Source organism: Streptomyces sp. BoleA5, from assembly GCF_000373665.1.
Classification (GTDB): Bacteria; Actinomycetota; Actinomycetes; order Streptomycetales; family Streptomycetaceae; genus Actinacidiphila.
In genome coordinates, this window is the sequence record NZ_KB892130.1 from 10,994 (window position 1) to 24,880 (window position 13,887).

At 74.4% G+C, this 13,887-nt stretch carries 18 protein-coding genes and 1 pseudogene; 12 read left to right on the forward strand and 7 right to left on the reverse strand.

Features of this window, described 5'->3' with window-relative positions; genetic code table 11:
• The first annotated feature begins 56 nt into the window (after positions 1–56).
• Together B085_RS0132800 and B085_RS0132805 are read left to right on the forward strand one after the other, a co-directional pair.
• Positions 57–455 carry a hypothetical protein gene (locus B085_RS0132800; RefSeq protein ID WP_018562843.1) on the forward strand — a complete coding sequence of 133 codons (399 nt, stop codon included), beginning with the start codon at positions 57–59 and terminating at the stop codon, positions 453–455.
• A complete protein-coding gene (locus B085_RS0132805) occupies positions 452–1,426 on the forward strand; it encodes a TAXI family TRAP transporter solute-binding subunit (protein ID WP_018562844.1) in 975 nt (324 codons plus the stop codon). The genes B085_RS0132800 and B085_RS0132805 overlap by 4 nt, the downstream gene beginning before the upstream one ends.
• On the opposite strand, the gene B085_RS44550 is transcribed toward B085_RS0132805, so the two are convergent.
• Together B085_RS44550 and B085_RS0132815 are read right to left on the reverse strand one after the other, a co-directional pair.
• Positions 1,405–2,787, reverse strand: a complete 1,383-nt coding sequence (locus B085_RS44550) for a HAMP domain-containing sensor histidine kinase (RefSeq protein ID WP_018562845.1) — start codon at positions 2,785–2,787, stop codon at positions 1,405–1,407. The two genes, B085_RS0132805 and B085_RS44550, sit on opposite strands and share 22 nt — an antisense overlap.
• The gene (locus tag B085_RS0132815; protein ID WP_018562846.1) at positions 2,784–3,467 is read right to left on the reverse strand and encodes a response regulator; all 684 of its coding nucleotides are present in this window, start codon (positions 3,465–3,467) and stop codon (positions 2,784–2,786) included. Before B085_RS0132815 ends, B085_RS44550 begins: the two co-directional genes overlap by 4 nt.
• A 44-nt stretch (positions 3,468–3,511) precedes the next feature.
• Here B085_RS0132815 and B085_RS51180 point away from each other — a divergent pair.
• A pseudogene (locus B085_RS51180) lies at positions 3,512–3,812 on the forward strand (serine hydrolase); the annotation flags it as partial.
• A gap of 304 nt (positions 3,813–4,116) precedes the next feature.
• Here the strand turns inward: B085_RS51180 and B085_RS0132825 are convergent.
• The 4 genes from B085_RS0132825 to B085_RS44560 form a co-directional block, all read right to left on the reverse strand.
• On the reverse strand, positions 4,117–5,478 hold the full coding sequence (locus B085_RS0132825; protein WP_037732953.1) for an MFS transporter: 1,362 nt from the start codon (positions 5,476–5,478) through the stop codon (positions 4,117–4,119).
• A gap of 294 nt (positions 5,479–5,772) precedes the next feature.
• Positions 5,773–5,961: a hypothetical protein gene (locus tag B085_RS44555; protein WP_143681789.1), complete on the reverse strand. Its 189-nt coding sequence runs from the start codon at positions 5,959–5,961 to the stop codon at positions 5,773–5,775.
• 81 nt (positions 5,962–6,042) lie between these two features.
• A complete protein-coding gene (locus B085_RS0132835) occupies positions 6,043–6,453 on the reverse strand; it encodes a hypothetical protein (RefSeq protein WP_158689871.1) in 411 nt (136 codons plus the stop codon).
• Positions 6,454–6,558: 105 nt separating this feature from the next.
• Positions 6,559–6,942, reverse strand: coding sequence for a hypothetical protein (locus tag B085_RS44560; RefSeq protein ID WP_037732956.1), 384 nt, complete (start codon positions 6,940–6,942; stop codon positions 6,559–6,561).
• A gap of 153 nt (positions 6,943–7,095) precedes the next feature.
• Here B085_RS44560 and B085_RS0132850 point away from each other — a divergent pair, with 153 nt between their 5' ends.
• From B085_RS0132850 to B085_RS0132885, 9 genes are all read left to right on the forward strand, one after another.
• On the forward strand, positions 7,096–7,506 hold the full coding sequence (locus tag B085_RS0132850; RefSeq protein ID WP_018562852.1) for a phage holin family protein: 411 nt from the start codon (positions 7,096–7,098) through the stop codon (positions 7,504–7,506).
• Positions 7,503–7,919: a DUF3618 domain-containing protein gene (locus B085_RS0132855; RefSeq protein ID WP_018562853.1), complete on the forward strand. Its 417-nt coding sequence runs from the start codon at positions 7,503–7,505 to the stop codon at positions 7,917–7,919. Before B085_RS0132850 ends, B085_RS0132855 begins: the two co-directional genes overlap by 4 nt.
• A complete protein-coding gene (locus B085_RS0132860; protein WP_018562854.1) occupies positions 7,916–8,182 on the forward strand; it encodes a DUF4235 domain-containing protein in 267 nt (88 codons plus the stop codon). Before B085_RS0132855 ends, B085_RS0132860 begins: the two co-directional genes overlap by 4 nt.
• 193 nt (positions 8,183–8,375) lie before the next feature.
• The gene (locus B085_RS49730; protein ID WP_018562855.1) at positions 8,376–8,540 is read left to right on the forward strand and encodes a hypothetical protein; all 165 of its coding nucleotides are present in this window, start codon (positions 8,376–8,378) and stop codon (positions 8,538–8,540) included.
• 392 nt (positions 8,541–8,932) lie between these two features.
• A complete protein-coding gene (locus B085_RS50225; protein ID WP_018562856.1) occupies positions 8,933–9,148 on the forward strand; it encodes a hypothetical protein in 216 nt (71 codons plus the stop codon).
• Positions 9,149–9,158: 10 nt separating this feature from the next.
• Positions 9,159–9,665: a hypothetical protein gene (locus B085_RS44565; protein ID WP_018562857.1), complete on the forward strand. Its 507-nt coding sequence runs from the start codon at positions 9,159–9,161 to the stop codon at positions 9,663–9,665.
• 194 nt (positions 9,666–9,859) lie between these two features.
• A complete protein-coding gene (locus B085_RS46015; RefSeq protein ID WP_018562858.1) occupies positions 9,860–10,573 on the forward strand; it encodes an STAS domain-containing protein in 714 nt (237 codons plus the stop codon).
• Positions 10,574–10,692: 119 nt separating this feature from the next.
• Positions 10,693–10,911 (forward strand): DUF5133 domain-containing protein, encoded by a 219-nt coding sequence (locus B085_RS0132880; protein WP_018562859.1) that lies wholly within the window; start codon positions 10,693–10,695, stop codon positions 10,909–10,911.
• A 46-nt stretch (positions 10,912–10,957) separates the two neighbouring features.
• Positions 10,958–12,049 (forward strand): glutamate--cysteine ligase, encoded by a 1,092-nt coding sequence (locus B085_RS0132885; protein ID WP_018562860.1) that lies wholly within the window; start codon positions 10,958–10,960, stop codon positions 12,047–12,049.
• Between the two features lie 238 nt (positions 12,050–12,287).
• Here the strand turns inward: B085_RS0132885 and B085_RS0132890 are convergent, their stop codons facing one another.
• Positions 12,288–13,811 carry an aldehyde dehydrogenase family protein gene (locus B085_RS0132890; protein WP_018562861.1) on the reverse strand — a complete coding sequence of 508 codons (1,524 nt, stop codon included), beginning with the start codon at positions 13,809–13,811 and terminating at the stop codon, positions 12,288–12,290.
• Positions 13,812–13,887: the final 76 nt, after the last annotated feature.

The following is a 13,887-nucleotide window of genomic DNA, read 5'->3' on the forward strand; positions in this document are numbered from 1 at the left end:
GCGCGCTCGCGCAGCGGCGGCAGTTCGCGCTCGGCACCGCGGCGTCCTCGCTCGGGTTGGTCCTCACGGCCCTGGCGATCCACCGCCCGGCGCCCGGTTTCTTCCTCTTCGCCGTGGCCGTCGCGGGCGCGGGCCCGGTCTTCGAGGCCGCGGTCGCGCAGACCGCCGCCGCGGCCGCGGCGGCCTCAGGCGCCGGTGTGCTCGCGGTCTTCCTCGTCATCGCGCACCTCGGCGTGGGCCTGCCGTCCGTGGCGTCCAGCCTGGTGATCCGGCACGCGGCGCTGGTGCCCCCCATGATCGGCCTCGCCGCCGTCTGTCGGCCGGCACGGTCCTCGCCGCCGTCAGCTCCCTGTGGAGCGGCGGCCACCCGCCGACCGCACGTACCCGGGCCCGGACCCCGGGTGGGCGTCCGGGGCCTGACACCGCCGCGGGAAGTGGCTAGCCTGCGCGGGTGATCCGCGCCGCCACGCCCATCGCGACCCGCCGCAGCCTGCTCGCCGCGGGCGGCGGGGCGGTCGCGGCGCTGGTGGCCGGGTGCGGCGGCGAGCCGGAGCCGGCGACGCGGCTCAGATTCGCGACGGGGGCGGTGGGCGGGCCGTACAACGCCTTCGGGCGGGCCCTCGCGCGGGCCGCGGGGGCAGACGGACGGCGCCTGGCGGTCATACCGCTGGCGACCGCGGCGAGCGTGGACAACCTGCGCAGGCTGGACGCCGGTTCGGCGGAGCTCGCGCTGACGATGGCGGACGCGGCCGAGGACGCCGTGCTGGGGCGTGAGCTGTTCCCGCGGCGGGTCGAGGTGACCGCGCTGGCCCGGGTGTACGTCAACCACACGCACGTCGTGGTGCCGGCCCGGGGCCCCGTCCGCGCGCTGGGGCAGCTCGCCGGGCGTCCCGTCGCCGCGGGCGCCTCCGGGTCGGGCGCGCAGATCGTCGCGGAGCGGCTGCTGCGGGCGGCCGGGCTGACCGGCTCCCGGGCGGTGCGGGCGCGGCAGATGGAAGCGGCGGAGTCCGCCGTGGCGCTGCGCGACGGGGAGGTCGACGCGCTGATCTGGTCCGGAGGGGTGCCGACACCACTGCTGGCCGACCTCGCCCGGGAGATCCCGCTGCGTTTCCTGGCCCTGGACGGTCACGTGGCGGAACTGCGCGCCGCGTACGGTCCGGTGTACTCCGCGGTGACGATCCCGGCGGGAGCCTACGGGCTGCGCGAGCCGGTCGGCACGATCGGGGTGAGCAACTACCTCGCGGCCAGGGCCGACGTACCGGAAGGCGCGGTGCGTGAGCTGCTGGCCCTGGTGTTCGACCGCCGGCGGGTGCTGCTGGCGGAGGTGACGGCGGGCGCGCGCCTGGAACCGCGGTTCGCGATCTCCACCGGAAACGTGCCGCTGCACCCGGGGGCGGCGGCGTACTACCGCTCGGTGTTCGGCTGAGCAGCGGGCAGGCGGAGCTCGAAGCGCAGCCCGCGCGGCACGGCGGCACGCACGGTGAGACTGCCGCCGCTGCCACGGGCGATCTCGTCGGCGATGGCGAGGCCCAGACCGCTGCCGGGCGTGTTCTGGTGCCCGGGCGCGCGGCCGAAGCGCCGCAGCAGAAGGGGCAGTTGCTCCGGCGGGACTCCCGGCCCGTCGTCGCCGACGAGCACGAGCACCTCGCCCTCGCGGCGGCCGGCGTGGACGTCGACCCGGCTCCCGGGCGGCACGAACTTGGCGGCGTTGTCGAGGAGCGCGTCAAGGACGCGGCCGACGGCGTCGGGCAGGGCCCGGGTGCGCAGCCCGTGCTGCACGTCCGCGGTGAGGCGCAGCTGCGCGGCGGTGAACACCGGCTCCCAGGCGGCGCAGCGTCCCCGTACCGCCGCGGAGACGTCCTCGTCGGCGAGGGGGGCGGTGCCCGCTTCGACGCGGGCCAGGGCCAGCAGACCGTCGAGGAGTTCCTCCAGCCGCTCGGCCTCGTCGAGGGCACGGGCGTGCTCGGCGCGGCCGGGAGCGGAGGTCAGGTGCGGCTCGACGTTCTCCAGTTGCAGGACGAGGGTGGCGAGGGGGTTGCGGAGCTGGTGGGAGGCGTCGGCGACGAAGTCGCGCTGACGGCCGATCGAGTCCGCCACGGCCTCGGCCATGGAGTTGAAGTGGCGCCGCAGACGACGCAGTTCGGGCGGCCCGGTGTCGGAGGCGGCTCGGGCCCGGAGACTGCCGGAGGTGATCCCCTCGACGGCGCGGTCCAGATCGATCACGGGGCGCAGCAGCCAGCGGGCGATCCCCGCGGCGACGAGGGCCGCGGCGGTGAACGCGGTGAGCGCTGCCACGGCGATCAGCCACCAGCGCACGGCGACGTCGTGGCGGGCGGCGGCGGTGGGCACGGTCAGCAGGACGGCGCCGCTGACGCGTTCGTCGCGGCCGACCGGTTCCGCGACGACGACGCTGTGCGGCCCCCAGGGGCGCAGTGTCGGCAGCCGGTCGGTGGACCGCCCGGTCAGGGCACGGCCGCTCGCCTCCGCGAGCGCGCCCGCGGGTGTGCGGGGGCCCGAGCGGGCGAGGGTGCTCCCGGCCGTGTCGGTGATCGTCACACCGGCTCCGTACAGCTGCGCGTAGCGGCGGATCTCGGCGGACAGCTCCGCGCGGTCGGCGGCGGTGCGCGCCCGCTCCGCCAGATCGGCGAAGCGGACTGCCTCGGCGCGGCGCTGCAGCAGCAGGTGCTCGGTGCGTTCGCGGGCGTACGCGTCGGCGAGGGGCAGCGACAGCAGGAGGGCGGCGGCGCCCATCAGGGCCGTGAGGACGGCCAGCAGGCGGCGCCTCACCGGCCGTCCCCGAGCCGGTAGCCGAAGCCGCGGACGGTGCGGATGAGGGCGGGCCGGCCGGTCTTGGCCCGGATGCCCGCGACGTGGACGTCGAGCGAGCGGGACGCGGCGAGGAAGGCGTCACCCCAGATCCGGTCGAGGATCTCCTCGCGGGAGTGGGCCTCCCCGGGCCGGGCGGCGAGATGGGCCAGGACGTCGAACTCCCGCCGGGTCAGCCGCACCTCGCCTCCGGCGACGGTGACGGTGCGGGCGACCGGGTCGATCTCGGTGTCTCCCACGGTGACCGGCGCGCCGGGCGGCGCGGGTCGGTCGCGCCCTGCAGCCGCCGGTCCGCTGCGGCGGCGCACGGTGTCGATCCGGGCGATCAGCTCCGCCATGCGGAAGGGCTTGACCACGTAGTCGTCGGCCCCGGCGCGCAGTCCCTGGACGATGTCGCGTTCCTCGCAGCGGGCGGTGACGACGATGAGCGGGGCGCCGCAGACGGTGCGCAGCCGCCGCAGCAGCTCCAGCCCGTCCAGGTCAGGGAGTCCGAGGTCGAGCAGGACGAACTCCGCCTCGTGCACGAACCGCAGGGCGTCCAGGGCCCGGCCGACACGGCGCACGGTGTGCCCGCGCTGGGCCAGGGCCGTGCTGAGGGCGTGCGCCATGCGGTCGTCGTCCTCGACGAGAAGCGCGTGCATCCGAAGGTGTCCTTACTGCGTGACGGGGAGGTTCCGGCGCCGTCGACGGCACCCAGTCCTACGGACTGGGCCTGCGCGCCAGGAAGCTGTCCTGCGGCGTGACCGTCTACGGCCACACCGGCACCGTCCAGGGCTTCTACACCTACGCGTTCACCACCGCCGACGGCAAGCGCAGCATGACGTCCATGGCGAACACCTCCAAACGACGGCACCGTCAACACCGTCCTCGGCGGCACCCTGGAGGCCGCGTTCTGCGGCACCACCACCGCCAAGGCCACCACGCTCAAGACCACCGAGGACGAGACCTTCACCGAGGACATCGCCCCCCAGATCGTCCGCCACTGACGTTCCGTCAGACGTCCTGGACCCCGGCCCCGCGGCCGGGATCCAGGGTCCGGCGCACCGTGACGCGAGCCGTCACCGCCAGGACCACGGCCGCCGTTCCGGGCTCACTGCCCGGTACGCCCGGCACGCCACGCCTCAGGCGCCGCGACCCGGCCGGGGTCGCAGTGCGCCCCGCCGCGGGACCATCCCTCGCCGGTAAAGGGTGGCTCAAGCCCGGCGCCGTCGACGGCGCACGGACCGCCGCTCGGCCCGGCCGGCGCGATCGGGACGCGCGGATCGCTACCGGTGAGGTGTGCGGGCTCCGTCAGGCCTGTGGCACCACGCCCTCGGCCGGGGACCTGGCTGCCCGCGGCGCGGCGCGGTCGCCGGCCGCCTCCTCGGCCCGGCTGAGCGCGGTGTTCCTGGTGTCGGGCATGAGGACGTAGGTGACGAGGGAGACCAGCGCGCACCCCGACACGTACCAGAAGAAGGCCGTCTCGTTACCGGCGTCCTTGAACCACAGGGCGACATACTCCGCCGTGCCGCCGAACAGCGCATTGGCGATCGCGTACGGCAGCGCCACGCCCAGCGCCCGCACGCGCGTCGGGAACAGCTCGGCCTTCACGGCGGCGTTGATGGAGGTGTAGCCGGTGACGATGACGAGCGCCAGGAGCGACAGCCCGAGCGCGGGCCAGTACGAGGAGGCCGAGCCGAGTGCCGTCATGATCGGGTAGGTGCCCAGGGTGCACCCCACCGCGAAGGTGATCAGCAGCGGCCTGCGGCCGATCCGGTCGGAGAGCGCCCCGGCCAGGGGCTGGAGCAGCGCGAAGACGAACAGCGCGGTGAAGCTGACCAGGGTCGCGGTGTTCTTGGCCATGCCGGCGCTGCCGATGAGGTACTTGGTGAGGTACGTGGTGTACGTGTAGTAGGCGACGGTGCCGCCCAGGGTGAGGGCCATGACCAGGAGTGCCTGGCGCCGGTGCTGCCACAGCAGCCGGAGCGAGCCCCGGGCGTCGTCCTGGGTGCCGGCCTCCTCGGCGAAGGCGTCGGTCTCCTCGAGCCTGCGCCGGATCCAGAAGACCACGACCGCGAAGACCGCGCCCAGCACGAAGGGGAGGCGCCATCCCCAGTCGTGCAACTCGTCCGTGGTCAGCACGTGCTGAAGGGTGATCAGGATTCCCAGGCCCAGCAGCTGGCCCGCCGTCATCGACACGTACTGGAAGGACGAGCCGAGACCCCGCCGGTCACGGGCCGACGCCTCGGTGAGGTAGGTCGCGCTGGCGGCGTACTCGCCGCCGATGCTCATGCCCTGCAGAAGCCGGGCCAGCAGCAGGACGAGCGCCCCCGCGTAGCCGGCCTGCCCGTACGTCGGGGCGATCGCGATCATCAGCGCGGCGACCGACATCATGGTCACGGTGAGGGTCAGCGCGCTCTTGCGGCCATGGCGGTCGGCGGCGCGGCCCAGCACCCAGCCGCCGACGGGGCGCATGAGGAAACCGACCGCGAAGATGCCGGCGGTGTTCATCAGCTGGGTGGTCGGGTTGTCGCCGGGGAAGAAGGAGTCGGCGAAGTAGATGGCGAAGCTGGCGTAGACGAACCAGTCGTACCACTCGACGAGATTGCCGAGCGAGCCTCCCACGAGGGCGAGGCGGCGCTTGCCGCGCTCCCCGGCGGGCGGCGCGGGCATGGCGGAAGTCGGCGACATCGGCGGCTCCAAAGGAGAAAGGCCCTGATGGGGGACGGGGCGAAGTGCCCAGAGCATGTGGGCCCGCGCCGCGCCCGGACAAGGTCCGGCGCCGAGATCTAACGTCCCGCTAAGAATCGGGTCACGGTCGCCGCGCCGCCCGGTCGCCCCGGCGGCCACGGGTCGGCGACGCGCCGTCGGGGATCCCTGGCCGCTGTCCTGCCGGTGTGGCCCGCATGACGCGATCCTCCGTGACCGGTCCCGCGTTCCGGTCGGGCATCGTGCCGGCCCGGCGGGTCAGACCGGCAGCCCCTTGCGGGCGCGGCGTTCCAGCGTGCGCCGGCGGCGTTCGGCCGCGACGGCCCTCAGCCCTTCCTCACGGCGCTTGTTGTACCCGGGGGGTTCCACCGTGAAGAGGCAGAGGCCGCACACGTAGCCGCCCTCCGGGCCCTCGATCACGGGTTCCAGGCAACGCTCACAGTCCATCGTGCAGTCGTACCCCATCGGGACGGTGGCGGGCCAGCGGTTCCGGTGAGGTCGAGGAACCCGTAAACACCGCGCAAGGGGTCAGATCCTGACGCTCCGGCGGCTGACGGGGACGCCGTCGCCGTCCACCCAGCCGAGGACGAGCCGGCGGAACTCGGTGTGACTGATCATGCGGGTGGTGGTGTCCGCCGAGCCGCACTGGGCACCGATCTCCCGGCCCTGGCCGTCGTCGTCGCCGTCGTCGGTGGCGAGGTAGATGCAGCCCGGGTCGTCGACCTCCTTGGTGACGAGGGCGTCGACCTCCCAGCCGCGCCCGACACGGTGGACGGTGATCACGGCGTGGCCGACCCGCCCGGAGTCGTACACGGCGAGGCGTGCGCTGCGGCCGCCGTCGCGGTGCGGGGTCCAGCCGTCCGCCGCCCGGGCGGAGGGCGCCGCGGACAGCAGCATCGCCGCGGACAGGACGGACACGGCGACAGGGCGGACACGCACGACGGCCTCCAGGTCGGATGCGACGGCCACCGGTCGGCGGCCGCCCCCATCCAAACCCCCTGACCCCGCCCGGGCCCCGGCGCGGCGCGCCGGGCGGGCCCGTGATCACTCCGCTGGCGGCCTCCCGCCCGTACGGGCCAGCAGCACCAGCGCGGCCACGCCGGCGACGGCGGCGGCCGTCCCCATTCCGCGGAAGCCGCGCGAGGAGCGCCAGGACAGCACCGACCAGCGCGACCGGGCGGACAGCAGCGAGCCCACGCTCAGCCAGGAACCACCCGACAGCAGCGACATGGCGGACCCGAGGGACCCCGCGGACAGGGCGCTGCCGACCGAGCCGACGGACAGCACGGAGCCGACGGAGCCGATGGAGAGCACGGAGCCCACCGAGCCGATGGAGAGCACCGAATCCTTCGACCACAGGGCCAGGGTCGAGCCCCGGCAGGTGGAGCCGCACGAGGAACCCGGCGGCGGTGTGGAGGGTGTCGTCATGGCCTCCATCCTGCCGAACACGGCGCCCGGCCGCCGCACCTGAGGTCACGTCGGGAAGGCGGTCGCGCGTGAGCCGGTGCGGACCGGGAAGGCGCGCAGTGAGGGGGGCGCACGGGGGGCGGGACGCGGAGCAGACCGAGGCAGGTGAGGACCGTGAGCGCGACCGGGCAGCGCGACGGCGGTGACGAACGGGTGGGCGAGCTGGTGTCCAGCGCGTCGGAGCAGTTGTCGCAGTTGGTGCGTGAGGAAATGCGGCTGGCCCGGGCCGAGATGACGCTGAAGGGCCGGCGCTTCGGCCTGGTCGGCGGCCTGTTCGGCGGGGCGGGGCTGTTCGCGGTCCTGGCGCTGCAGGGGCTCGCCGTGGCCGCCGTGGCGGCGCTGTCACTCGCGCTGCCGGTGTGGGCGGCGGCGCTGGTCGTCACGGGGCTCCTGGGCTCGGTCGCCGCGGCACTGGCCGCGGCGGGCCGCAGGCAGTTCGGGCGGGCGGCCCCGCCTGTGCCGCGGGCTGCCGTCGACGGCGTCAAGGCCGACATCGCGGAACTCAAGGAAAGGGCACACCGATGACGAGCGACAAGTCACCCACGACCGACGAACTGCGGGAGCGCGTCGAGGCGACGCGCGAGGAGCTGGGCCGTACGGTCGCCGCGCTGACGGCGAAGACCGACGTCAAGGGCCGGCTGATGGACCGGGCGGGCCGGGCCGGTGCCAAGGCGCACGGGGCGGCCTCCCGGATCGGCGAGCTGGTCCGGGAGAAGACACCGGAACCCGCCCGGGACAAGGCCGTGAAGGCTGCCGGACGGATACGGCTGCAGGCCGTGCACGCCGGCCGGCTGGCCCGGGCGAAGGCACCGGCGGTGCGGGCGCGGGCAGGACGGAGCGCGCGGGCCGCCCGGGCCCACCGCGCACCGCTGCTGGGCGCCGGCGCCGCCATGGGGGTGTTGCTGCTGGTGCGCCGCGCCAGGAGGAGGCGCGGGTGAAGGCGTCCAAAATCGTCTACAAACCCGTGGGCATGACCCTGGGCGCGGTCTCCGGGCTGATCGCCGGCGCGTTGTTCAAACGGGCCTGGAGGACGCTGGGACATGAACAGGACGCGCCCGGAGCCACCGACGAGGACCGCTCCTGGGCCGAGGTGCTGACCGCGGCGGCGCTGCAGGGCGCGATCTTCGCCTTGGTGAAGGCGGCGGTCGACCGTGGGGGTGCGACCGCCACCCGGCGTCTGACCGGCGTGTGGCCCGGCTGAGGCCCACGTCGCGGTCGAGGCTCACCTCACGCGGGCGCTCTCCCGCGGCCCGTCGTACCGGTGCCGAAGGTGAGCCGGTGCCGTCGGGCCCGGTGGCCGGGCGCGGATCGAGGTCGTCGACCCTGTCGTCGTCCCGGATCCGACCGGCCGCCGGGCCCGGCACGACCGGCCACTGCCGTGGCGCACAGCCCGGATGGCACAGGGAGACGGCATCGACGACGGTGCGGTCGTCGCCCCGCAGCAGGGCGTCCAGCGATCGTCCCGGGCCTCGAAGGCGGGGGTCGAACTCCTCGAAGTCCCCCTGCTGCGGGCGGACGGCCGCCCGCGCGTTCCGCGGCCGTCGCCCGCGTCGTGGTGAAGGGCTCCGCCGACCCTTCCCCTGGTCCGTGACGTGAGGTCAGCGCCGTCGCCGTGCCACGCCCCACAGCCGTCCTCACCGCGCCGGACCGGGAAGACCCCGTACGCTGGGCCGGCTCCGCCCGTACTCCTCCGGCGGCCGCACGCCGATCCGGCCCTCCGCCTCTGCCGGTTCACCGGGCGTGAGCGGCTTCGCCGGCCCCGTCACCCGTTCCCCCGGACCGGTCTGCTCATCGCTCGCCGCGCTCCTGCGGCGGGCGTTGCCGCCCGGGCCCATTGTCAGTGGCGGCGCCTACTGTGAGAAGTGTCCCGATCCGTATGGCTTCTCGGAACCGGACTCCCGGAGCGCCGGCCCTGTGGCGGGGCCGGCCTCCTCCCAGGACAGGAGGCACGATGACCGCCGTGACGGACAGCGCCGCGCTGCCGCCCGCCCTCATACCGGGCTACGACGGCGGCCCCTTCCGCCATATGCCCGGCCTCCTCGACGACCAGCTGTTCTGGGAGGGGCACCTGCACAACTGCGGGCAGGAGGAGGAAGCGGAGGAGCGGCTGCTCGGCGCCGGCGGGACGGAGGCCATGCGGTTGCACAACCTGCTGCTGGGCGGTTGAGAAGTGGCCCGTGTTCAGCGTCCCGCTCGCCGGGGGCCGGTGGCTGCACGTGGTCTACCGCGCCTTCGCGGAGGACGAGGGCGTCGACTACCTGCTGCACGATCCCGGCTGGGAGTCCGCGGAACTCCTCGCGGCGGACGAAGGGCACTTCACCGGCCCCGGTCTGTCCTGGGCCGAACTGGTCGCGGTCGCGGACAACGGCCTGCCCGGCCGCAGCACCGGCGATCCGCACGCCCGCCTGCTGCTCCTGCTGCCCGCCTTCGGCGACGACGCCGTCCCCTCCGGCGCGGAGGACCGGATGGCGGCGGCCCTCCGTGCCCGCACCCGGGTCGGCGAGCCCGAGCGGCTCGCGGCCGCCCTGGTGGAGGAGCAGGGGCCGTGCGGCCCCGTGCACTGGACCGCGGCCCCGGGCGGGTACCGGACCGACGACGGCGAGTACTCCTTCCGGAACCCGGCGGGCGCTTACGCCCGGGACGCCGCCCGGCTCGAGAGGATCGCCCGGGCCCTGGCGCCCTGAGCCCCTCCCCCGCCACGCGCGGACGCGCCCGCCGCACCGGGCGCCAACCTGCCCTCCAGCGCATATCATGCGGATGTCACCCCTTTGCCCGGAAATGTTCATGCGGGCCTCCGGGTGTCGTTCATGTCTTCCGATCACTCCCACGCCGAGGCGGCGCACGCACCGGCGCGCAGCGAAAGTGCAGGAGGTACGGCATGTCGGACCGGTCTCCCGATCTGCGGGTGCACTCCGTTCCCGCGGGACCCGAACTCGCCGGGGAGCACGAGTCCCATACGCGCCTGACCATCCTGCTCAGTCCGCACGGCACCACGCGCACCGAGGCCGTGCTCATCGGCGAGCTCGACGCGGGGACCGCGCCGGAGCTGCGCCGCGCCCTGGTCGCCGCCCTGGAGGCGGGGGACGGCCTCGACCTGGACCTGCGCGACGTCTCCGGCTGCGACCGCGCGGGCCTCAACGCCCTGCTGGAGCTGCGCAACCGCGCCATGGCCGCGCACCGGACACTGACCGTGACCGCCGCGAGCGACACCGTCCTGCGGCTGCTCGACCTCACCGGCCACCGCGGGGCGCTCACCCCGTCCCGCCCGTCGGCCCACCGGCTCGGCGCGGACGTCCGGCGGCTGCACACGGCGGTGTGCCTCGCCCTGCTGGACGCGGGGCTGCCGCTGGCGCAGCACCGCGGCGGCGAGGAGCCTCCCGTCGTGGAGGCGGGGCCCCGGGGCGTGGTCGTGCGCTGGGACACCCTGCCGGGCGCCGGCGCGGCGGCGGGCCCTGCGGCCGGGGCGCACCGCCGCCCGCTCCACAAGGAGGTGCTGGACGCACTGGCCCTCGCGGGGTTCCGCACGGTCGAGGACAGCACCGCGACCCGCGAGATCATCGTCACCGCCCTGCCGGAGCGGGCCCGCCGCTGATCCCCGCCGCACCCCCGGCTGCTCGGCTGCGCGCACCCCCTGCGTGCCAGGACGAAGTCGGGGTAAACGGCAGCCAGGTACCCGGCTTGACCCCATGACACGCCCCGCAGGAGGACGACGTGCTGCTGGCCCACCCCGCCGTGCTGGACGACCTGATCGACCGTTACGAGACGCTGCGCCTGCTCGACCCCGAGGACCCCGAGGTACGGCGCCGGACGGCGGACGTGTCGTACACGCTGTGCGTGGCGACCGGCACGCGGGACGTCGACGCCGCGCTGATCGCGGCACGGCTGCGGCTGCCGGGGGCCCGGCCGGAGGACGACTCGGTCCTCGCCTGACGAGACGTCCGCATCCGCCGTCGGAGCGGCCGGGAAGGAGAGCCAATTGCGCACGGTGGGTGTGGAGGAGGAGCTCCTGCTGCTGGACGGGGAGTCCGGGGAGCCGCGGGCGTTGTCGGCGGCGGTGTTGGCGTCGGCGCGTCGTGAGCGCGGGGCGTGTGGCGCGGTGTTCGAGGCGGAGCTGCAGAGGGAGCAGTTGGAGTTCGCCACGCGCCCGCAGGAGCGGATGGAGGATGTGGCGGCGGAGGTCGTGCGGTGGCGTGCGGAGGCGGCCCGGCATGCGCGGGAGTCCGGTGGGGTTGTGGCGGCGCTGGCCACGTCGCCGTTGCCGGTGAGTCCGTCGCTGAGTACCGGGGAGCGGTACGGGTGGCTGCGTGACCGTTACGGGCTGACCGCGGACGAGCAGCTGACGTGCGGTTGCCATGTCCATGTGTCGGTCGAGTCCGACGAGGAGGGCGTCGCGGTGCTGGACCGGATCCGCGGCTGGCTGCCGGTGCTGCTGGCGCTCAGTGGCAACTCGCCGTTCTGGCAGGGCCGGGACAGCGGCTATGCGAGCTACCGCAGCCGGGTGTGGGGCAGGTGGCCGTCGGCCGGGCCGGTGGAGCCGTTCGGTTCCGCGGCGGGCTACCACGAGCAGGTCCGGGCCATGATCGCCACCCGGGCGCTGCGTGACCCGGGCATGGTCTACTTCGACGCGCGTCTGTCGTACACCTACCCCACGGTCGAGGTGCGGGTCGCGGACGTGTGCCTGGACGCGTCCGGCACCGCGTTGCTGGCGACGCTGGTGCGGGCCTTGGTGGAGACCGCGGCCCGCGCCTGGCGAGCCGGCGAACCGCCGTCCGCGCACAGTGTGGCCCTGCTGCGGCTGGCCACCTGGCGGGCGGCCCGCGAAGGGATCGCAGGCGGTCTGATCCATCCGGTGTCCATGGAACCCGCTCCGGCCGAGGCGGTGGTCCGCGCCCTGTTCGACCACGTGCGCGACGCCCTGGAGGACAACGGCGACCTGGTCCCCGCGCAGGACGCCCTCGCCGGACTCCTCAAGACCGGCAACGGCGCCCAGATCCAGCGCGACCTGCTCCGGCGCACCGGAAGCCTCCGCGACATGGCCGCCGCCTGCGTCCGCCGCACGCACGCCTGACGAGCCCCCGGTCCCGGTCAACGGGCCTGCGTCCAGCCGCCGTTCGGCCGCGCGTCGGCGTGCGGGCCCGCCGCCCGCCGTGCCGCGGGCCGAGGATCTGGACGCGGTCGTGGCACGGGCAGACGGAGTCCCGCAGGCCGCCACGGCGTCCGTGTGGACCCGCGGCCTGGACCTCGCCGGCCGGCCCGACACCGGCGAGGTCCGCCCGCGCGACGGCGGCCGGCGAGACGGCCGCGGCCTAGAAGAAGCCGAGCTTCTTCGGGGAGTAGGAGACCAGGAGGTTCTTGGTCTGCTGGTAGTGGTCGAGCATCATCTTGTGCGTCTCACGGCCGATACCCGACTGCTTGTAGCCGCCGAAGGCGGCGTGCGCCGGGTAGGCGTGATAGCAGTTGGTCCAGACGCGGCCCGCCTGGATCGCGCGTCCGGCGCGGTAGGCGGTGCTGCCGTCGCGGGTCCACACACCGGCGCCGAGACCGTACAGGGTGTCGTTGGCGGTGGCGACGGCGTCGTCGAAGTCGCCGAAGGAGGTGACGGCGACGACGGGGCCGAAGATCTCCTCCTGGAAGACGCGCATGCGGTTGTCGCCCTCGAGGATGGTCGGCCGGACGTAGTAGCCGCCCGCCAGTTCGCCGCCCAGCTCGGCGCGTTCGCCGCCGGTGAGGACCTTGGCGCCCTCCTGCCGGCCGATGTCGAAGTAGGAGAGGATCTTCTCCAGCTGGTCGTTGGAGGCCTGGGCGCCGATCATGGTGGAGACGTCCAGCGGGTGGCCCTGGACGATCTTCTCGGTGCGGGTGACGGCCGCCTCGAGGAAGGCGTTGTAGTGGCCGCCCTGGATCAGCGCGCGGGACGGACAGGTGCAGACCTCGCCCTGGTTGAGGGCGAACATCGTGAAGCCCTCGAGCGCCTTGTCGTAGAAGTCGTCGTCGGCGCTGGAGACGTCGTCGAAGAAGATGTTGGGGCTCTTGCCGCCCAGTTCCAGGGTGACGGGCTTCAGGTTCTGCGAGGCGTACTGCATGATCAGCCGGCCCGTGGTGGTCTCACCGGTGAAGGCCACCTTGGCGACGCGCGGGCTGGCGGCGAGCGGCTTGCCGGCCTCGACGCCGAAGCCGTTGACGATGTTCACCACGCCGGGAGGCAGCAGGTCGGCGATCAGGCTCATCCAGAAGTGGATGGAGGCCGGGGTCTGTTCGGCGGGCTTGATGACGACGGCGTTGCCCGCGGCGAGGGCCGGGGCGAGCTTCCACGTCGCCATCAGGATCGGGAAGTTCCAGGGGATGATCTGCGCGACGACGCCCAGCGGCTCGTGGAAGTGGTAGGCGACGGTGTCCTCGTCGATCTCGGCGAGGCTGCCCTCCTGGGCGCGGATGGCACCCGCGAAATAGCGGAAGTGGTCGATGGCCAGCGGGATGTCGGCGGCGAGGGTCTCCCGGACCGGCTTGCCGTTCTCCCAGCTCTCGGCGACGGCCAGTTCCTCCAGGTGCGCCTCCATGCGGTCCGCGATCCTGCCCAGGACGTTGGCCCGCTCGGTCACCGACGTACGGCCCCAGGCCGGCGCGGCCGCGTGGGCCGCGTCGAGGGCCTTGTCGACGTCCTCGGTGGTGCCGCGGGCGACCTCGGTGAAGATCTCGCCGGTGACCGGTGTCGGGTTGGCGAAGTACTCGCCGCGGGCGGGCGGCACGTACTCGCCGCCGATCCAGTGGTCGTAGCGGGACTGGTACTTCATGATCGCGTCGTCGGAACCGGGGTTGGCGTACCGGGTCATGGGGCGGCCTCCCATTGCGAGCCGCCCGCTCCGTCGCGGACGGCGGTTGGGGGGACCGTAGGGGGCACAAGGTTGC